The organism is Streptomyces sp. NBC_00663, from assembly GCF_036226885.1.
Taxonomy (GTDB): Bacteria; Actinomycetota; Actinomycetes; order Streptomycetales; family Streptomycetaceae; genus Streptomyces.
Genome location: NZ_CP109027.1, coordinates 9402435 through 9423740, shown reverse-complemented (window position 1 = coordinate 9423740; position 21306 = coordinate 9402435). Strand labels below are relative to the sequence as shown.

7 protein-coding genes are annotated in these 21306 nt (G+C 72.7%); 4 read left to right on the top strand and 3 right to left on the bottom strand.

Going from position 1 to position 21306, the window contains the following annotated elements:
- Window position 1: 1 nt before the first annotated feature.
- The 4 genes from OG866_RS42680 to OG866_RS42665 all read left to right on the top strand — a co-directional run bounded on the left by OG866_RS42680 (window position 2) and on the right by OG866_RS42665 (window position 19037).
- Complete coding sequence (locus OG866_RS42680; protein WP_329343241.1) at window positions 2-16348, top strand: non-ribosomal peptide synthetase; 16347 nt, start codon at window positions 2-4, stop codon at window positions 16346-16348.
- Between the two features lie 81 nt (window positions 16349-16429).
- Window positions 16430-16639, top strand: a complete 210-nt coding sequence (locus OG866_RS42675) for an MbtH family protein (protein WP_329343239.1) — start codon at window positions 16430-16432, stop codon at window positions 16637-16639.
- 50 nt (window positions 16640-16689) lie between these two features.
- On the top strand, window positions 16690-17691 hold the full coding sequence (locus tag OG866_RS42670) for a TauD/TfdA family dioxygenase (protein ID WP_329343237.1): 1002 nt from the start codon (window positions 16690-16692) through the stop codon (window positions 17689-17691).
- A 77-nt stretch (window positions 17692-17768) separates the two neighbouring features.
- Window positions 17769-19037: a diaminobutyrate--2-oxoglutarate transaminase gene (locus OG866_RS42665; RefSeq protein ID WP_329343235.1), complete on the top strand. Its 1269-nt coding sequence runs from the start codon at window positions 17769-17771 to the stop codon at window positions 19035-19037.
- 157 nt (window positions 19038-19194) lie between these two features.
- Here the strand turns inward: OG866_RS42665 and OG866_RS42660 are convergent, their stop codons facing one another.
- The 3 genes from OG866_RS42660 to OG866_RS42650 all read right to left on the bottom strand — a co-directional run bounded on the left by OG866_RS42660 (window position 19195) and on the right by OG866_RS42650 (window position 21276).
- Window positions 19195-20184 carry an aldo/keto reductase gene (locus tag OG866_RS42660; protein WP_329343233.1) on the bottom strand — a complete coding sequence of 330 codons (990 nt, stop codon included), beginning with the start codon at window positions 20182-20184 and terminating at the stop codon, window positions 19195-19197.
- A 195-nt stretch (window positions 20185-20379) separates the two neighbouring features.
- Window positions 20380-20739 (bottom strand): DoxX family protein, encoded by a 360-nt coding sequence (locus OG866_RS42655; RefSeq protein WP_329343231.1) that lies wholly within the window; start codon window positions 20737-20739, stop codon window positions 20380-20382.
- Window positions 20740-20781: 42 nt separating this feature from the next.
- The gene (locus tag OG866_RS42650; protein WP_329343229.1) at window positions 20782-21276 is read right to left on the bottom strand and encodes a cupin domain-containing protein; all 495 of its coding nucleotides are present in this window, start codon (window positions 21274-21276) and stop codon (window positions 20782-20784) included.
- Between the last annotated feature and the right edge of the window lie 30 nt (window positions 21277-21306).

Sequence of the window (21306 nt, the reverse complement as noted above, 5' to 3'; positions counted from 1 at the left end):
CATGAACACTGCGCTACCGCTCACAGCGGCCCAGCAAGGCGTGTGGGTCGCCCAGCGCCTCTCCCCCGACAGCCCCCTGTACACCTGCGGCATCTACTACGACGTCCCCGGCTCCGTCGACCGCGCCCTGCTGACACGTGCGGTCGAACAGGCCGTGGCGGAGACCGAGGCGCTGCGGGTCCGCTTCCACGAGGCCGACGGCGAGGGCGCTGAAGCGGCTCGACAGGTCGTCGACCCTTCCATCACCGGGGAGTTGGGCCATCTCGACCTCAGCGGCGAGCCGGACCCGGCCGGCGCCGCCCGCGCCTGGATCGACGCCGACCAGTCCCGTCTCGTCCCGCTCACCGGCAACCGGCTGTTCCGCCACACCCTGCTGCGGCTCGGCCCCGACCGGTACTGGTTCCACTTCCGCTACCACCACATCCTCCTCGACGGCTACGGACAGGTCCTGCACTGCCGCCGTGTGCTGGCCTTCTACACGGCCCTGGCGGCGGGCGAGCAGCCGCCCGTGAGCGGCTTCGGCACCCTCGCCGAGGTCCTGGCCGAGGAGCACGCCTACCTGGGCTCCGCCCGGCACGAGCGTGACGGCGCCTACTGGCGGCGTGAGTTCGCCGACCTGCCCGAGTCCACCGAGCTCGGCGCCGGAGCCACGGGACTCGCGCCCAGCCTGCCCGGCGCGAAGCTCCGGCTGCCCGAGGAGAGCGCTCTGCGCGTGCGCTGCCTGGCCGGGTCCCGCTGGTCGCTGCCGGTGATCGCCGCCATGGCCGCCCACACCCACCGCGTCACCGGCGCCCACGACGTCCTCGTCCGCGTGTTCATGGCCGCACGCCTCAGCCCGCACGCGCTGGCGACCCCCGCCATGCTCGTCAACGACATCCCGCTGCGGATCCCTGTCGACGGCGCGACGACCTTCACCGAACTGCTCGACCGGGTCGCCGCCCGACTGGCCGAGGCCACCCGCCACCAGCGTTATCCGCACGACGAACTCCGTCGCGACCTCGCCGCCACCGCCCACCCGGGCACCCTGAACGGCCCGTCCCTGAACGTCCTCTCCTTCGCCGCCGCCCGCCTCCCCTTCGGGACCGTCCAGGCCGAGGCCCACCAGCTGGCCTCCGGCCCCGTCCGCGACCTCGCCCTGCACGCGTACGGCGATCCCGAGGCCGGCGACGGCATCGAGCTCACCGTCAACACCCACCCCGGCCGCTTCACCCCCGAGACGGCCGCCGCCCACCGTGACCGCTTCGCCCGCCTCCTGACCACCGCCACCGAGCACCCCGAACGGCCCGTCGGCGCCCTCGACCTGCTCTCCGACCCGCAGCGGGAGCGCTTCCACGCCCACCGAACCAGCGACCACACGACCGACCCGAGATCGCTGGTGGAGCTGTTCGAGGCCCAGGACCCGGCCGCCGAGGCCCTGGTCGTCGAGGGCGAGCGTCTGACGTACGGCCGGCTCCACGCACGCGTGAACCGACTCGCGCACGCCCTGCGCCGACGCGGCGTGGGACCGGAGTCACGGGTGGCCGTACGACTGCCGCGCTCGGTGGACCTGATCGTCGCGCTGTGGGCGGTGCTCAAGACCGGCGCCGCGTACGTGCCCGTCGAGACCGGCTACCCGGCCGAGCGGATCGCCTACATCCTCGCCGACGCCCGCGCCTCCTTCGTGCTCGACGAGGAGAACGTACGGATCCTCGGCGAGGGCGAGCCCGACTCGAATCCCGGCGTCGTCCCGCGGGGGGACCACGCCGCGTACGTCATCCACACCTCGGGCACCACAGGCCGCCCCAAGGGCGTCGTCGTCACCCACGCCGGCATCACCAACATGCTGGCCTGGATGCAGGACGAGTACCGGCTGACCGCGGCGGACCGGGTCGTGCACAAGACGCCGGTCGGGTTCGACGTGTCGGTGTGGGAGGTCTTCTGGACCCTCACCCGTGGCGCGACCCTTGTCGTCGCCCGCCCCGACGGGCACCGTGACCCGGCCTATCTGGCCCGCCTGGTCCGCGACGAGCGGGTCACCGTCATCCACTTCGTCCCGGCGATGCTGGGCCCCTTCCTCGACGCGTACCTGCCCGTGGACTCCCTGCGCATGGTCAGCTGCGGCGGCGAGGCCCTGCCCGCCGGGCTCGCCGAACGCTTCCACCGCGAGTGCGGCGCCCGGCTGCACAACTCCTACGGCCCCACCGAGTTCTCGGTGACCGCCACCTCCCACGCCTGCGCCCCCGGCGTGCCCGTCACCATCGGCACCCCCACCCGCGCCTCCCGCGCCTATGTGCTCGACCCGGCCCTCCAGCCGGTCCCGGACGGCTTCACCGGCGAGCTGTACCTCGCGGGCGTCCAGCTGGCCCGCGGCTACTTCGACCGGCCCGGCCAGACCGCCGAACGGTTCGTCGCCGACCCCCATGGCCCGGCCGGCAGCCGTATGTACCGCACCGGGGACCTGGTGCGCCGACGCACGGACGGAGACCTGGAGTTCGTCGGACGCGCCGACGACCAGATCAAGATCAACGGTCAGCGGGTGGAGCCGGCCGAGGTCGAGGCCGTGCTGGCCGCGGTGCCCGGCGTCACGCAGGCCGTAGTCCTCGTCCACGACTCCGCGGCCGGTGCCCGGCAGCTGGTCGGCTATGTGACCGGGACTCCGCAGACCGACCCCCGGACGCACCTGGCGGCCCTGCTGCCCGCCCACATGGTGCCGGTCAGCGTGCTCGTCCTGCCGTCGATCCCGTTGACCCCCAACGGCAAGGCCGACCGCCGCGCCCTGCCCGCCCCCACCCGCCCGGTCGGCGGCCGTGCACCCCGCACCCTCCCCGAGCACACCCTGCACGCCCTCGCCGCCGACCTGCTGAACCGCCCCGAACTGGGCGTGGACGACGACCTGTTCGCCCTCGGCGCGGACAGCATCCACGCCATCCAGCTGGTCAGCCGGGCCCGCCGCCAAGGCCTCAACCTCACCCCGCAGGACGTCTTCGACCACCCGACCGTCGCCCGCCTCGCCACCGCGGCGACCACGGCACCGGCGCCCGCGACCGTCGAGGACGACCCGGTCGGCGAGCTCCCCCAGACACCGATGGCCCGGCGTCTCGCCGAACGCGGCGGACCCACCACCGGTTTCGCCCAGTCCCTCCTCCTCACCGCCCGGCCCGGCCTGTCGTACGACCGACTCGGTGGGGCCCTGCAACGCGTCCTGGACCGGCACGACGCCCTGCGCATGCGCGGCCGGCACATCCGGCCCGTGGGCGCCGTACGGGCCGTGGACTGTCTGACCCGCGCCCGGGACGAGGACGTGGCCGCGCACAAGGAGGCCGCCCGCCGCGCACTGTCGCCCGAGGACGGCTCGATGGTCCGGGCCGTGTGGTTCGACTCCGGCCGACTGCTGCTCGTCCTGCACCACTTGGTCGTTGACGGCGTGTCCTGGCGCATCCTGCTGAGCGATCTCGCCGAGGCCCTCGCGGACGGCGAGCTGTCCCCGGTCGGCACCTCCCTGCGCGGCTGGGCCGGCCACCTCCGGGCTCCCGACGACGAACTCCCGCTGTGGACCGACCTGTTGTCCACCCCCGAACCCGTCCTCGGCGCCCGCCCACTCGACCCCGCCCAGGACGTGCACGGCACCGCCCGCTCGATCACCGTCACCGTCCCGGCGGAACTCACCGACACCCTGCTGACCACACTGGCCGCCGCCTACCGGGCGGGGCCGGACGACATCCTCCTCGCCGCGCTCTCGGCCGCCGTACAGCGTCACCGGGGCGAGGGACCGGTCCTGGTCGATCTGGAGGGTCACGGACGCGACCATCTCCCCGACGGCATGGACCTGTCGACCACCGTCGGCTGGTTCACCCGTATCCACCCGGTCCGCCTCGGATCCGGCACCGACACCGGCCCCGCCCTGCTCAAGCGCACCAAGGAAGAGCTCCGCGCCGTCCCGCACGGCGGCCGCGGTCACGACCTGCTCCGCGACCGTCTCACCGGTCTGCCCGCACCCCAGATCTCCTTCAACTACCTGGGTCGCCTGGAGCCGCAGGACCTCGGCGGCTGGCGGCTCGCCGACGACGCGACGGCCGTGGAACTCCTCGCCGACGACGGCCTCGCGCTCACCCACACCCTCCAGATCGACACCCACGTCCGCGACGGCCGGCTCACCGCCGAGTGGACCTACCCCCCGGGCGTCCTCACGGAGTCCGAGGTCCGCGCCCTCGCCGAGGCGTGGACCACGGCCCTCGCCGAACTCGCCGTCCACACCCGAGGCGGACTCACCGTCTCCGACGTACCCCTGGTCCGGATCACCCAGGAGGAACTGGACCGGTTCCGCGGCGCCGCCGACGTGCTGCCGCTCTCCCCGCTCCAGGAGGGCCTGCTCTTCCTCGCACTGTACGACGCCGACGACCCCTATGTCGGCCAGCTGGTCCTGGAGATCGACGGCGGCTTCGACACCGGGCGGATGCGGGCCGCCGCCACCGCGCTGCTGCACCGCCACCCCCAGCTGCGCGCCGCCTTCCGCAGCCGCCCGGCCGGCGCCCCCGTCCAGGTCGTCCCCGCCGACGTCAAGGTGGACTGGGAGGAGCGCGACGAGGACGACATGGAGGCGTTCCTCGCCCGCGACCGGACACGCGGCTTCAGCGTCATGCGGCCGCCCCTGCTGCGGTTCACCGCCCTCGGGAACCGTCTCGTCCTGACCCACCATCACCTCCTGCTGGACGGCTGGTCGCTGCCGCTGCTGGTCCGTGAGCTGTTCAGCCTGTACGGCGGCTCCCAACTGCCGCCCGCCGCCCCGTACCGCGACTACCTCAGCTGGGTTCACCACACGGACCGTGAGGCGTCCGCCCGGGCGTGGCGCGCGTACCTCACCGACCTGGCCGCGCCCACGCTCCTCGCCCCCGCCGACGGCGCCCGCGGCGGACACGGCAGCCATGAACTGGTGCTGTCGGAGGCACTCACCGAGGCCCTGTCGGCGACGGCCCGTGCGCACCGGCTCACCCTGAACACCGTTGTACAGGGCCTGTGGGGCCTGGTACTGAGCGCCTTCACCGGACGGGACGACGTCGTGTTCGGCGCCACCGTCTCCGGTCGCCCGCCCGAGCTGCCGGGCGCGGAGTCGATGGTCGGCCTGTTCGTCAACACACTGCCGGTCCGGGTGCGGATCGACCGGGGCGAACCGCTGGCGGGGCTGCTGTCCCGGCTCCAGCACGAGCAGCGCTCGCTCGACGCCCATCAGCAGGCCTCACTGGCGCAGCTGACCCGTGCGTCCGGCTTCGAGGCACTGTTCGACACCATCGTCGCCTTCGAGAACTACCCGATGGGCGACGGCATCGAGGCCGGCGGACTGCGCCTGGCCCACGCCGAACTCGTCGAGCGCACCCACTACCCGCTGAGCCTGTCCGTCTTCCCCGGGAAGCGGCTGCGGCTGAGGTTCTCCCATCTCACCGGTGCCTTCGACACGGCGGCTGTCGAGCGCATCGCCGCCCGACTCGCCGACCTGGCCGGCACCGCCGCGGCCGGACTCGACGTCCTGGCCGGTGAGTTGGCCGTGCGGGGCGACGCGGACCGGCTGCCGCTCACCGGGATCTGCGCACCCGACACTCCCGTGAAGCCCACTGTCGCCCTCGCGGGCGGCGAGCCCCGTTCACCGGAGGAACGCACGCTGTGTGCCATCGTCGCCGACGTCCTCGGCGTCGAACAGGTCGGCGTCCACGACGAGTTCTTCGCCCTCGGCGGCACCTCGATCCTGATGATCCGCCTCGTCCACCGGGTGCGCGACGAGTTCGGCGTCGACCTGTCCTTGCGCGACGTCTTCTCCGGGCCGACCGTCGCGGGGGTCGCCGAACGGCTGACCCGACTGGCCCCGCAGGCCAAGCGCATCACGGCCGAGGAGCGGCCCGACCGGGTCCCGCTGTCCTTCGCCCAGGAACGCATGTGGTTCCTCCAGCGGCTCCAGGGCGCCTCGGGGACGTACAACGTCCCGATCCAGATCCGCCTCGACGGTCCGCTCGACGCGGACGTGCTCGGCGCCGCGCTCGCCGACCTCGTCGCCCGCCACGAGGCGCTGCGCACCCTGTATCTGGAGGACCCCGAGGGGCCGTACCAGGTCGTCCTGCCCCCGGACACCGGCTTCGCCATGGAGGTCGTACGCGACGCGGGGCCCGCCCCCGACCTAGCCGCGTCCGCGGCCCGCCCCTTCGACCTGACCTGTGACGTGCCGCTGCGGGCCACCCTCTACCCGCTCGGACCGGACACCCACGTCCTGCTGCTGGTCGTGCACCACATCGCCACCGACGGAGCCTCGCTGCGTCCGCTCGCGGAGGACCTGTCCGCCGCCTACCGGGCCCGGCTCGCCGGCAACCCGCCGGACTTCCCCGAACTGACCGTCCAGTACCAGGACTTCGCGATCTGGCAGCGGCAGACGCTCGCGGCGGATCTGCCGCGCCAGATCGCCTACTGGAAGGAGCACCTCGACGCGCTGCCGCCCGAGGTCACCTTCCCCGGCGACCGGCCGCGCCCGGCGGTGGCCACCCACCGCGGCGACCACGTGGAGTTCTCGGTCGGCCCGGAGCTGTACCAGCGGATGCTGGACCTGGCCGGACGCACCCGCACGACCCCCTTCATGGTCCTCCAGGCCGCCGTCTCCCTGCTGCTGACCCGGCTCGGCGCGGGTGAGGACATCCCGCTCGGCGGGGTGATCGCCGACCGGCCCGACTCGGTCCTCGACGACGTGGTCGGCGTGTTCATCAACACCCTCGTCTACCGCATGGACACCTCCGGTGACCCGGCCTTCGAGGATCTGCTGGTCCGGGTCAGGGAGACCGGCCTGGCCGCCTATGCCCACCAGGGCGTGCCGTTCGAGCGGCTGGTGGAGGAGCTGAACCCGGAGCGGTCCCGCTCCCGGCACGCCTTCTTCCAGGTGATGCTGGCCTGGCTGGATCTCGGCGAGGCCCGCTTCGACCTGCCCGGTGTGACCGCCGACCCGGGCCCGGTGACCAGCGGCACCGCCAAGTTCGACGTGCACTTCGACTGCCATGTCCACGACGGCGGCGGTCTGCTGTGCCGCCTGGAGTACGCCACCGACCTCTACGACCGCCGGACCGCGGAGAGCTTCGCCACCCGCTTCGTCCGCGTGCTCGAGAGCGTCACCGCCGATCCGACACGACGGGTGTCCGAGGTGGACGTGCTCGGCGCCGAGGACCGCGCACGGGTCCTGGACGGCTGGAACGACACCACTGTGGCCTGGAACGACCGGCGTTCGATCGTGGAGCGCTTCGAGGCGCAGGCCCCGGATGCCGAGGCCGTCCTCTTCGAGGGCGAGCGCGTCACCTACGGCGCGCTGAACGCCCGGGTCAACGGTCTGGCACGCTCCCTGCGCCGGCGTGGGGTGGGCCCCGAGTCACGGGTCGCGGTGATGCTGCCGCGCTCCGTGGACCTGATCGTGGCCCTGTGGGCGGTGCTCAAGGCGGGTGCCGCGTACGTGCCCATCGACACGGGCTACCCCGCCGACCGCATCGCGTACATCCTCGCCGACTCCGGCGCGACCCTGCTCGTCTCCGACCGGGACGTGGACGGCTTCGACCGGATCGGCCCCGACGGCGGGAAGTCCGAGGAGAACCCGCGGGTGCCGGTCCGCGGCGAGAACTCCGCCTACGTCATCTACACCTCCGGCTCCACCGGCCGCCCCAAGGGCACCGTCAACACGTACACCGGCATGGGCAACCGCCTGTGGTGGATGCAGCGCGACCACGAACTGGCGCCCGCAGAGCGGGTTTTGCAGTCCACGCCGGTGAGTTTCGACGTGTCGGTGTGGGAGGTGTTCTGGACCCTCACCCACGGCGGCACCCTCGTGGTCGCCCGCCCGGAGGGCCATCGCGACCCGCTCCATCTGGAACGGCTGATGCGCGAGGAGCGTGTCTCGGTCGTCCACCTCAGCTCCTCGATGCTGGGCGCCTACCTCGCCGAGGCCCGGCTGCCGGACTCGGTGCGCCTGGTCGTCTCCGGCGACGAGGCACTGCCCGCCGAACTGGTCCGGCGCTTCCACCAGGACACCGACGCCGTGCTCCTGAACGCCTACGGCCCCACCGAGGCCGCCGTCGACGTCACCACCTGGCCGGCCGGCCCGGACCCCGAGACCGTGCTGATCGGCGGGCCCGTCCCCAACACCCGCATGTACGTCCTCGACGCCGGCCTGTCCCCCGTCGCACCGGGTGTGCCGGGTGAGCTGTACTGCGAGGGCGTCCAGCTCGCGCGCGGCTACCTCGACCGGCCCGCCCTGACCGCCGAACGGTTCGTCGCGAGCCCCTACGGGCCGCCCGGCTCGCGCATGTACCGCACCGGTGACCTGGCGCGCTGGACGGCGGACGGCGAGCTGGAGTACCTGGGCCGCGCCGACGACCAGGTCAAACTCCGCGGCTTCCGGGTCGAGCTCGGCGAGATCGAGGACGCCCTGGCCGACCACCCGGCCGTCGTCCGGGCGGCGGCCGCCGTCCACGGCCAGTGGCTCGTCGGATACGTCGTCCCCGCCGACCCGGGTGTCCCGCTCGACGCCGACGCCCTGCGCGACCGGCTCGCCGCCCGGCTGCCCGAGTACATGGTCCCGGCCCAGCTCATCTCCCTGGAGGTCCTGCCGCTCACCCCGAACGGCAAGCTCGACCGCAAGGCGCTCCCGGTCCCCGACCTCGCGCACACCGGCGGGCGCGGACCGCGCACCCCGCAGGAGGAGATCCTGTGCGGTCTGTTCGCCGAGGTGCTCGGCCTGGCCGAGGTCTCCGTGGACGACGACTTCTTCGCGCTCGGCGGTCACTCTCTCCTGGTGGCCCGGCTGGCCGGCCGTATCCGCGCCGCCCTCGACACCGACCTCGAACTGTCGGTGCTGTTCGAGGCGACGACCGTGGCGAAGCTCGCGACCCGGCTCGGCGCCGGCGGCCCACGTCGCTCCGGTCTCACGGCGCAGCCGCGCGTGGGCCGCCTCCCGCTGTCGTACGCCCAGGAACGGCTCTGGTTCCTGCACCGCTTCGAGGGCCCCTCCCCGACGTACAACCTGCCCGTCGCGCTCCGGCTGACCGGCGACCTCGACGTCGCCGCGCTCGGCGCCGCCCTGGACGACCTGGCGTTCCGGCACGAAGCGCTGCGCACGGTCTTCGCGGAGGACGCACAGGGGCCCCACCAGATCGTCCTGCCGTCCGTGCCGCCGCTGAGTGTCGTCGCCGTGGACGAGGAGGGGCTCGCCGAACGGCTGGCGGAGGCCGTCCGCACCCCGTTCGATCTCAGCGCCCAACCCCCGCTCCGTGCCACCCTGTTCGACCTCGGCGCGCACGAACACGTCCTCCTCCTCGTCCTGCACCACATCGCCGGTGACGGCGCCTCCATGGCCCCGCTCGCCCGCGACCTCACCACCGCCTACGCGGCGCGCGCCCAGGGACACGAGCCGGGCTGGGGTCAACTGCCCGTCCAGTACGCCGACTTCGCGGTGTGGCAGCGGCGGACGCTGGGCTCGGCCGACGAGCCGGACAGTGTCCTGTTCCGCCAGCTCGACCACTGGCGGAGCACGCTCGCGGGGCTGCCCGAGCAGCTGGAGCTGCCCTTCGACCGGCCCCGACCCGCCGTCCCCACCCACCGCGGCGCCACGGTGCCCTTCGCCGTCGCACCCGACGTCCACCAGGCCATGGTCCGGCTCGCCCGCGCGCACCACACAACCGTCTTCATGGTCGTGCACGCCGCCCTCGCCGCCCTGCTGCACCGGCTCGGCGCCGGTGACGACATCGTCATCGGCTCACCGATCGCGAACCGCACCGACGAGGCGCTGGCCCCGCTCGTCGGCTTCTTCGCCAACAACCTCGTCCTGCGCACCGACCTGACCGGCGACCCCGCCTTCACCGAGGTGCTGCGCCGGGTGCGGGCCGCCGACCTCGCCGCCTACGCCCACCAGGACGTCCCCTTCGAGCGGGTCGTGGAAACGGTCAACCCGGTGCGCTCCACCGCCCGGCACCCGCTGTTCCAGACCGGCCTGAACTTCAGCAACGCCGACCAGCAGGCGGCTCTCGACCTCGCCGTCGACCTGCCCGGACTGTCGGCGCGCGTGCAGCCGGTGGCCTCGCCGGCCGCCAAGTTCGATCTGTCGTTCTTCCTGACCGAGCGGCCGGAAGGCGGGGTGAGCGGACTCCTGGAGTACGCCACCGACCTGTTCGACCGCGACTCGGCCGCCCGGATCGCGGAACGCTTCACCCGGCTGCTCACCGACGTCGTCGCCGAACCGGACCGCCCGCTGCGGGAGTTCGACGTCGTGGACGAGGCGGAACGCCGCCTGCTGCTCACCGACTGGAACGCCACCGACCACGAGGTGCCGTCACAGACCCTCACCGACCTGATCGAAGCCCAGGCGGTCCGTACGCCGGACGCCCCCGCGGTCGTCTTCGGTACGACCGAGCTGTCGTACGCCGAACTCGACACCCGCGCCGACCGGTTGGCCCGGCACCTGACCGCCCTCGGTGCCGGTCCCGAGCGGTACGTCGCCGTCCTGATGCCGGTCTGCGAGAACATCCCGGTGACCCTGCTGGCGGCCCTGAAGGCGGGGGCCGGCTATCTGCCGCTGGACCCGGGACACCCGGCCGAGCGACTCGCCTTCATGCTGAGCGACATCGCGCCGGTCGCGGTGGTCACCACCACTGAACTGGCCCCTCTCGTACGGTCGTTGACGGACGCCGCTGTCGTACTCGCGAACGATCCAGCGCTCGCGGAGCAGCCGTCCGGCCCGCTCACCGAGGTGGTCCGCCGGCCCGAGCACGCCGCGTTCGTCATCTTCACCTCGGGCTCGACCGGGCGCCCCAAGGCGGTCGTCGTCGAACACCGCTCGCTCGTCTCCTACCTGGCCTGGGCGACGGCCGAGTACGCGAGCCTGCGCCGCCGTGTGCTGGTGCATTCGCCGGTCTCCTTCGACCTCACCGCCACCGGCATGTTCGGCCCGCTGATCTCCGGCGGCACCGTGGAACTGGTCCGCTGGACATCCAGCGGACCCGACCCGGACGCCCACGTCACCCGGCCCGACTTCGTGAAGGCCACCCCCAGCCATCTGCACCTGCTCGGGGCGGTGCCCGAGGAGTACTCGCCGGGTGGCCAACTCGTCCTCGGCGGTGAGTCGTTGCTCGGCGACGTGCTGGACGCCTGGCGCGCCCGTCACCCCGGGGTGACCGTCCTCAACGAGTACGGCCCCACCGAGACCACCATCGGTTGCAGCCTCTTCCGCATCGAACCCGGCGCTCCCGTCCCACCCGGCGTCATCACCATCGGCACACCCGCCTGGAACACCCGGATGTATGTGCTGGACGCCCTGCTGCGCCCGGCGCCCGTCGGCACCGCGGGCGAGTTGTATGTCGCCGGCGACCTCGTCACCCGCGGCTACCACGGCCGCCCCGGCCTGACCGCCGGACGCTTCGTCGCCAACCCGTACGGCCCGCCCGGATCCCGGATGTACCGCACCGGCGACCTGGCCCGCTGGACGGCCGCGGGACTGCTGGAGTTCGTCAGCCGGGTCGACGACCAGGTGAAGATCCGCGGCTTCCGCATCGAACTCGGCGAGGTGGAGGCCGTCCTGACGGCCCAGCCCGGCATCGACGCGGCCGCCGTAGTGGTCCGCGAGGACAGCCCCGGGGACAAGCGCCTCGTCGCCTATGTCGTCCCGGAGCCGGACCGTCCGGCGGACCCGGCCGCCCTGCGCGCCGCCGCCGCGCGAGCCCTGCCCGACTACATGGTCCCCGCCGCCTTCGTCGTGCTGGAGACCCTGCCGCTGACCGCCAACGGCAAGATCGCCCGCAAGGCGCTGCCCGCCCCGGACCTGAGCCCCCAGGGCTCGGGCCGGCCGCCCGCCGAGGGCACGGAGCGGCGCGTGGCGGACCTCTTCGCCGCCGTCCTGGGCGTGCCCGACGTGGGAGCCGACGACGACTTCTTCCGCCTCGGCGGTCACTCCTTGCTCGTCGCACGGCTGGTCAACCGCGTCCGGGACGGCCTCGGCACCGAGCTGTCCATCCGGGAGGTCTTCGAGCACCCGACCGTCGCCGCCCTCGCCGAACTGCTGTCACAACGGCCGACGCACGCCTCCCGCCCCCTTCTCGTCCGGCGCGAACGGCCCGAGCGGATACCGCTGTCGGCGGCACAACGGCGGATGTGGTTCCTCGACCGGCTCGACGACCAGGCGCCGGCCTACACCATCCCCGTCGTCCTGCGCATGACCGGCGCGCTCGACCCGGACGCCTTGCGCGACGCCTTCGGTGATCTGGTCGGGCGCCACGAGGTACTGCGCACGGTGATCGCGGAAGGGCCGGACGGACCGCACCAGGTCGTCGTCGACACCGAACCGCCCTTCGTGACCCGGTCGTTGGACCCGGGCGACTTCACCGCGGGCCTGGATCAGGCCGCCCGGGTGCCGTTCGCCCTCGACCACCAACTGCCCATCCGCGCCACGCTCTTCACCGACGGCGACCGCGCACACGCGCTGCTGCTGCTCCTGCACCACATCGCGGGCGACGGCACATCCATGCGGCCCCTCGCCGAGGACCTCTCCACGGCCTACGCCGCCCGACGCTCGGGCCGCACCCCCGACTGGGCCCCGCTGCCCGTCCAGTACGCCGACTACGCGCTGTGGGAGCGGGAACTGCCCGCGGACCGGGTCGACTTCTGGACGAGGGAACTGGCCGGGATCCCCGACCAGATCGAGCTGCCCACCGACCGGCCCCGGCCGGCCGTCGCCTCCCACCGCGGCGGCATGGTGCCCTTCACGGTGCCGGCCGCCCTGCGCCGCCGCGCCGACGCGCTCGGCCGGGACCGGGGCGCCAGCGCCTTCATGGTGCTCCACGCCACGCTCGTCACCCTCCTCAGCCGACTCGGCGCCGGCGACGACATCGTGCTCGGAACACCCGTCGAGGGCCGCCCGGACACCGCGCTCGAAGGCCTCGTCGGACTCTTCGCCAACACGCTGGTCCTGCGCGTCGACACCTCCGGCGACCCCACGTTCGAGGAACTCCTCGACCGGGTGCGCGCGACCGACGTGGCGGCGTACGACCACACCGACGTGCCCTTCGAGCGGCTCGTCGAGGTCCTCAACCCGGCGCGCTCACGCTCCCGGCACCCGCTGTTCCAGGTCATGCTGACGGTCAATCAGAGGACGGTCGTTCCCACGCTGCCCGGCCTGGAGGTGGCCGTCGGGGACGTACCGGGCGACCGGTCCAAGTTCGACCTGTCACTGATGTTCGCCGAGAACGGCGAGGGCGGCTGGTCCGGATGGGTCGAGTACGCCTCGGACCTGTTCGACCGCGCCACCGCCGAGAGCGTCGCCGCCCGCTACCTGCGCCTGCTGGAGGAGGTGACGGCCGACCCGGCCCGCCCCCTGCACAGCCTGCCTCTGCTCACCTGCGCCGAACGCGAGGACACGCTCGCCGGACGCGCCGGAACCGCCCGCCCGCTGCCCGACGGCTCACTGCCGGAGGCCTCGCTGCCCGGGGCCTCGCTGCCGGAGATGTTCGAGGAGCAGGCCGCGCGCACCCCGCACGCCGTGGCCGTCGTCGCGGACGGTGCGGGCCTCCCGCACGGCACCGAGCTGACGTACGCCGAGCTGAACCGCCGCGCCGACCGGCTGGCCCGGCACCTGGTCACGCTCGGGGCCGGGCCGGAGACCGTCGTCGCCGTGGTGCTTCCGCGCCGCCCCGAGGTGATCGTGGCGCTGCTCGCGGTCCTCAAGACCGGGGCCGCCTACCTGCCCATCGACCCGGCCAACCCGCGGGCGCGGATCGACGCCCTCATCGCCGACGCGGGCGCCACGATCGTCCTCGACGAGGACGCGCTGGCCGCCGTCCCGGACACCGGCGCGGACGCCGCCCCGGGCGTCCGGGTCCACCACCGCCAGGCCGCCTACCTGATCTACACGTCCGGCTCGACCGGCCACCCGAAGGGAGTGGTCGTCGAACACGGCTCGCTCGCCGCCTACTTGCGCGAGGCCGCGGCGATGTACCCGGCCGCGTCGGGCGAGTCGCTGGTCCACACCTCCCTCGCCTTCGACATGCCGGTGACCACACTGTTCACGCCGCTGATCACGGGCGGCCGGGTGCGGTTCGGGGACCTGGACGAGGACACCCCCACCCCCGACCTGCTCAAGGTCACCCCGAGTCATCTACGGCTGCTGGAGTCGCTGCCCGACCGCGTCAGCGACGCCCGCACCCTGGTCATCGGCGGCGAGGCACTCGACGGCAGTGCCCTGCGGGCATGGCGCGAGCGGCACCCCAAGGCAGTGGTGATCAACGAGTACGGCCCGACCGAGGCGACCGTCGGCTGCGTCGTCCACCGGCTCGAACCGGACGACGACCTCGCCGCGGGGCCGGTACCCATCGGCCGCCCCATCGCGGGCGCGCACGTCTATGTGCTCGACGACCGTCTCCAGCCCGTCCCCGACGGTGTGTGGGGCGAGCTGTACCTCGCCGGCACCGGCCTCTCCCGCGGCTATGCCGGGCGGCCCGGCCAGAGTGCCGAGCGCTTCGTCGCCGACCCGTACGGTCCGCCCGGCACCCGGATGTACCGGGTGGGCGACCGGGCCCGCTGGAACCGTGCCGGGGTGCTGGAGTACGCCGGACGCGTCGACGACCAGGTCAAGATCCGGGGCTACCGGATCGAGCCCGGCGAGATCGAGACCGCGCTGACCGCGATCGACGGGGTGGCCCGAGCCGCCGTGATCGCCCGCGAGGACCGTCCGGGCGATCAGCGGCTGGTGGCGTACCTCGTCGCCGAGACACTGCCGGCGGTCGAGGAGTTGAAGGCCCGGCTCGCCGCCGTCCTCCCCGCCCACCTCGTACCGTCCGCGTTCGTCGAGGTCGACGGGCTCCCGCTGAACGCCAACGGCAAGCTCGACCGCAAGGCGCTGCCGGCGCCGCCCGACACCGCCGCCGGTACCGGCCGGGCGCCGCGGACCGAGCAGGAAGCGCTGCTGTGCGGGCTGTTCGCCGAGGTGCTGGGGGTCCCCGAAGTCTCCGCCGACGACGACTTCTTCGCGCTGGGCGGTCACTCCCTGCTCGCCGTCCGTCTGGCCGGCCGCATCGGTGAGACGCTGGCGGTCCGCTTCGGTCTGTCGGCGCTGCTCGAAGCGCCGACCCCGGCGGGCCTGGCCCGCCGTCTGACGGAGGGCGGCCCGCACGCCGCGTCGTGGGTGCCGGACTCGGAGGCCGAGCTGAGTCCCGCCTTGCGCTTCGCGTCCGTCGCGTCCGCCGGAGCGTCCGCCGAAGTACCGCATACCGATGGCCCCCGGGAGATTCTGCTGACCGGGGCCACGGGGTTCGTCGGCGCCTTCCTCCTGGCCGAACTGCTGCACCGGACATCGGCGCGGGTGCACTGCCTCGTCCGCGCCCGGACCGACGCCGAGGCGGGCGAACGGCTGGCCGAGGTCATGCGGCGCTACGGCATCGACCTCGGGCCGACGCCGGACCTCCCGCGCCTGAACATCGTCCGGGGAGACCTGGCGGCGGTGGACCTCGGTCTCGACGCGGCCGGCTGGTCGGCACTGCGCGAGCGGGTCGACACGATCGTCCACAGCGGCGCACACGTCCATCACCTCTTGCCGTACACCCGGCTCAAACCGGCTAACGTGGAGGGCACCCGGACCCTGCTGCGCCTGGCCGCCGAGGGCCGGCCGAAGACGTTCCACCACCTGTCGACTCTCGGTGTGTTCGGACCCGGCCAGGGCCCCCGGCTGGTCACGGAGGATTCACCGATCGGCGGTGAGAAGCACCCGTACGGGAATGGGTACGCGGCCAGCAAATGGGTCGCGGACCGGCTCGTGGAGCGCGCCTTCGAGCGGGGGGCCACCGGCGCCATCCACCGGCTCGGCCGGATCTGGGCGCACACCTCCACCGGTGCCGTCAGCGCCGACGACATGTTCTCCCGGCTGCTCACCAGTTGCGCCGCGCTCGGCTGCCATCCGGTCGGACCGGATCTGGAGGAAGCGCTGCTCCCCGTGGACGTCCTGGCCCGCGCCGTCGTGGAGCTGGTCCTGACCGGGACCAAAACCGCTCGTGTGCACCATCTCCACCACCCGCGCAGGGTCGGAGCCGGTTCCTTCATGAGCGGGCACGACCGGATGCGTGGAACGGTCTCCGAACCGGTCCCGCTCACCGAGTGGCTGCACCGTCTGCGGCGCGCGAGCGCACGCGGCCAGGACCTGCCGATCCTGCCCTACCTGGACCAGCTCGAAGAGCACGCGAGGAGCGCACCGGACCCACAGGAGCCATTCCTGGAGTTCGACAACGACAGGACGCTTCAGCGGCTGCGGGACCTGGCGGTCCCGATCCCGGACCTCGACGAAGCCACGATCTCCCGCTACTGGGACTTCGTCGAACGCTGAACCGAGGAGCTCGAAGCGTCCTCGGTGGGCCCGGCCGAGCCGCGCCCCCACTCCCCCGCCCCGAAAGGAACACCACCTGTCATGACCAACCCCTTCGAGAACCCCGACGGCGTCTACCGGGTCCTGGCCAACGACGAGGGCCAGCACTCGCTGTGGCCCGACTTCACCGCCGTGCCCGCCGGCTGGACCACCGTCTTCGGTCCGGACAGTCGCACCGCCTGCCTGGAGTACGTCGAACGCGAATGGACCGACCTGCGCCCCAAGAGCCTCGTCCGGGCCATGGGCGAGTGACACGGACCCAACGGACTGGGCGGACTCAGCCAACGAAAGGGAGCACGCACGTGAGCAGCGTCGACATGGCGCAGGCACCATACGCCCCGATGAGCGCCGACGGGACGGTGCGGTACGGCGCCCGCACCCGGGCCCGGCTCGGCCAGGTGACAGCGGAACTGCTGGACCACGCGGGCGACCGGGTCGACGACCCGGCATGGGTGGCCCTGGCCCGGCACGCCTGGGAGGGCGTGCCCGCCGAAATACGGCGCACCGTCAGGGAGTTCCGCAGGTATTCGGGCCCCGACGGCGCCCTCGTCCTGCGCGGGCTCCCCATCGGTGCCGCACACCTGCCGCCGACTCCGATGGTGAAGGGTTCGGTGCAGCACGTCCCGTCCCTGTCCGCGGCGACGCTGCTGCTGTTCGCGGCCGGGCTCGGCGACCCGGCCGCATTCGCGGCGGAGAAGTCCGGCGCCCTCGTCCAGGACGTCGTGCCGGTGCCGGGTCAGGAGAGGGTCCAGGGCAACGTCGGCTCGGTCGAGCTCACCTTCCACACCGAGAACGCCTTCCACCCCCACCGCCCCGACCACGTCATGCTCCTGTGCCTGCGACCCGACCACGAGGGCACGGCCGAACTGCGCACCAGCTGCGCCCGACGCGTCCTGCCGCTGCTGACACCCGGCACCCGGGAGGCGCTCGGCAGGCCGGAGTACGTCACCGAGGCACCGCCGTCCTTCGGCCCGCCCGGAGAGGGCACCGCGCACGCCGTGCTCAGCGGCGACCCGGACGACCCCGACTGGTGCTTCGACGAGGCGGCCACCAAGGCGGTGACCCCCAAGGGCCGGGCCGCCCTCGCCGAACTGGCCGAGGTGGCGCACCGCACGTACACCGGGGTGCTGCTGCTCCCCGGCGACCTCGCCCTCGTCGACAACCGGATCACCCTGCACGGCCGTTCGGCGTTCACCCCGCGCTACGACGGCCGCGACCGCTGGCTCCAGCGGACGTTCGCCTTCAGCGACCTGCGCCGTTCCCGCGACCACCGTCCCGGTGACGGAACGGTGCTGGTCAAGTGACTCGCCCTGTGAACCGTCAAAGGGCGGCGGTCCGCGAGGCATTGGGAGAACCGTTGACAGGAAAGGTACGTGCTGACATGACCGAGACCGACCGGGCACCCCTCGCCGTGTTCCGACGTCACGAGTCGAACGTACGCAGCTACTGCCGCGACTTCCCGGTGGTCTTCGAGCGAGCCGCCGGCCACCACCTCTGGGACACCTCGGGGCGCCGCTACGTGGACCTGCTGTGCGGGGCCGGCTCGCTCAACTACGGCCACAACCCGCCCGCGATCGTCGAACGCGTGACGGCCTACCTCAGGGCCGGCGGACCCGTGCAGTCGCTGGACCTGCACACCACGGCCAAGGCCGACTTCCTGGAGCGGTTCGGCCGTCTCGTCCTGGAGCCGCGTGGACTGGGGGACTTCGTGGTGCAGTTCCCCGGCCCGGCCGGAACACTCGCCGTCGAGGCCGCCCTGAAGCTGGCACGCAAGGTCACCGGGCGCACCGAGGTGATCTCCTTCACCGGGGGCTTCCACGGCGCCTCCCTCGGCGCCCTTGCCGCCACGACCTCCCCGCTGCTGCGCGGCGCGGCGGGCGTACCACTGACCGACGTCACGAACCTCCCGTACGGCGACGCGTCCGAGCCCGATCCGTTCGCCGCCCTGGAACAGGCCCTGGGCCCGGGCGCGATGACGCCCCCGCCCGCGGCGATCCTGCTGGAGACGGTGCAGGGCGAGGGCGGACTGCACACCGCTCCGCGCGCCTGGCTGGCGCGGATCCGTGAACTCGCGGACGCCACCGGCACGTTGGTCATCGTGGACGACATCCAGGCGGGCTGCGGACGCACCGGTACCTTCTTCAGCTTCGAGGACGCCGCCGAGCTCCGCCCCGACCTGGTCTGCCTGTCGAAGTCCCTCAGCGGGATGGGGCTACCGATGGCGGCGCTGTTGATCCGGCGCGAGATCGACCGCTGGGCCCCCGGCGAGCACAACGGCACGTTCCGCGGCCACAACCTCGCGTTCGTGGCGGGCTCCGCGGCACTGGACCACTGGAGCGACCCGCACTTCACCGACCACGTCGCCGAACTGACCGCCGCCATCCGCACCAGCCTCACCAGCATCACCGACGCCCTCCCGGCAGGTGCCGCCGAAGTCGTGGGCAAGGGGGCGATGAGCGGCCTGAGCTTCCCAGCCACGAGAACGGCCGAGCGGATCCGGGAGGCGTTGTTCCGCGCCGGCATCGTCGCCGAGACGTCAGGGGCGGGACATGTACTCAAGCTCCTGCCGCCCCTGACGATCCCCCTCACCGAGTGGAAGACGGTGGCGGACACCTTGGGCGACACCGTCCAGGGCCTCGCTACGACGTAGTCGCCAGTCACCCTGGGGACGGCCGCGCCGAGCAGCCGCGACCGTCCCCAGGACACGGAGGTTGATGGATCACCAGGGGCTTGCCGGCCCCGGGAAGGCGGCCGTTCGTCCTGGTCGCGCTACCGAGGACGAGGGCGCCCCCATGCGGCTGCGACCGCTACCAGGCGAAGGCCTCCGGGGACGCTCCCGGTCCCGGGAAGATCTCGTCCAGCCCGGCCAGCAACTCCTCGCTCAGCTCCAACTCCACGGCACGCAGGGCCGATGCGAGCTGCTCCGCCGTACGCGGGCCGACGATCGGGCCCGTCACGCCCGGGCGGGTGAGCAGCCAGGCCAGGGCGGCCTCGCCGGGCTCCAGACCATGCTTGTCGATCAGGTCCTCGTACGCCTGGATCTTCGCGTGTACTTCCGGGCCGGACATGCCGCCCGCGGCTCGCCCCTCACTGCGCCGACCGCCCTCGACCTCCTTCTTCAGTACGCCGCCCAGCGCACCGCCGTGCAGCGGCGACCACGGGATGATGCCGAGGCCGTACTCCTGCGCGGCCGGGATGACCTCCATCTCGGCACGACGCTCGTAGAGGTTGTAGAGGCACTGCTCGCTGACCAGGCCGTAGGAGCCTCTGCGGGCGGCGGTCTCGTTGGCCTGCGCGATCTTGTAGCCCGGGAAGTTGGAGGACCCGACGTAGAGGATCTTCCCCTGCTGGACCAGGACGTCGATCGCCTGCCAGATCTCCTCGAACGGGGTGTCCCGATCCACGTGGTGGAACTGGTAGACATCGATGTGGTCGGTCTGGAGCCGCTTGAGCGACGCCTCCACGGCGCGCCGGATGTTCACCGCCGACAGCTTGTCGTGGTTGGGCCACGCCGCGCCGTCCGCACCCATGTTGCCGTACACCTTGGTGGCGAGGACCACCTTGTCGCGCCGCTCGCCGCCCTTCGCGAACCAGCCGCCGATGATCTCCTCGGTACGGCCCTTGTTCTCGCCCCGGCCGTACACGTTCGCCGTGTCGAAGAAGTTGATCCCCGCGTCCAGCGCCGCGTCCATCATCGCGTGACTGTCGGTCTCGTCGGTGTGCGGGCCGAAGTTCATGGTGCCAAGTACGAGCCGGCTGACCTTGAGCCCCGTGCGTCCGAGCTGCGTGTACTTCATGGACTGCACGCTAGTCGCGTGGAGTGCGCTCTAGGCAAGCGCGCAACCCGACTCCCACGCGTCTTTGACACACCCTTGGCACACGACCGGCAACCGGCGCCTCTCCGGCGCCCGGAACGGCCAACTCACCACGGCCGACGGTGCGTTGAGGGCAGGCACCCCACCCCGCTCCGGATCTGCCAAGAGCAGCTGCGATCACCGCCTGATGGCCAGCCAGACGGTCACGGCAGCGGTGGCGAGGAGCCCGATGTTGAGCACGATCCGGCGGTCTTCATCAGTCAGGTGCACGGCGATCGCACCGGCCTGAAGGAGGACGAAGCCGATGGCCGCGGCCGGCGCCAGCGCGGGCGCGATGCCGGTCAGCGGTGGCAGGACCAGGCCGACCGCGCCGAGTATCTCGACTGTCCCCAGCGCCCTGAGGGCGGGCAAGGGTATGCGATCGACCCAGGCCATCATCGGGCGGAGCTGATCGCGGCTACGGACCACCTTCAGCGTGCCTGCGTAGCAGTAGAAGAGGGCGAGCAGTCCCGCGACGATCCAGTAGGCGATGTTCATCGTTTCCGTTCTCCGTGGAGGCGCTGTTCCGTCGCGCCGGGTTCAGGCACGGTGGGCGGCGGGCTCGGTCGCGTAGCGGCTCATCGCGTCGATCCCGGCCTGTCGTGTCGGCGGCCGGCCATCGGCGAACGCGGCCTGGAGGTCTCGGAAGTACTGCACGTACAAGTCGGGCGTGAAGGTGCTGAGCATGACGGCGGGCTGATCGGTCAGGTTGGCGAAGGTGTGCGGGGTGCCTGGCGGAACGATCACGAGCGTGCCTGCCATGGCGTCGTGGTCGTCGTTTCCGACTGTGAACCGCACGGTGCCGGACAGGATGTAGAAGCCCTCGTCGTGCTGGGCGTGGCGGTGCTGCGGCGGTCCCTGGGTGTGTGGGGCGAGCACGGACTCGGCGATCGCGAGGCGGTGCCCGGTATGGCTGCCGTCCTCCAGAACGCGCATGCGCGTGGTCCCCAGAACGATCGTCTCACCGTCGCCGGGACCCACCACCGACAGGGCGGGACCGGCTTGCGGCTCACTGCTCTTCGCTTGTTCGGTCATGCTCACGAGTGCACCGCCGCCAGCCTGCCC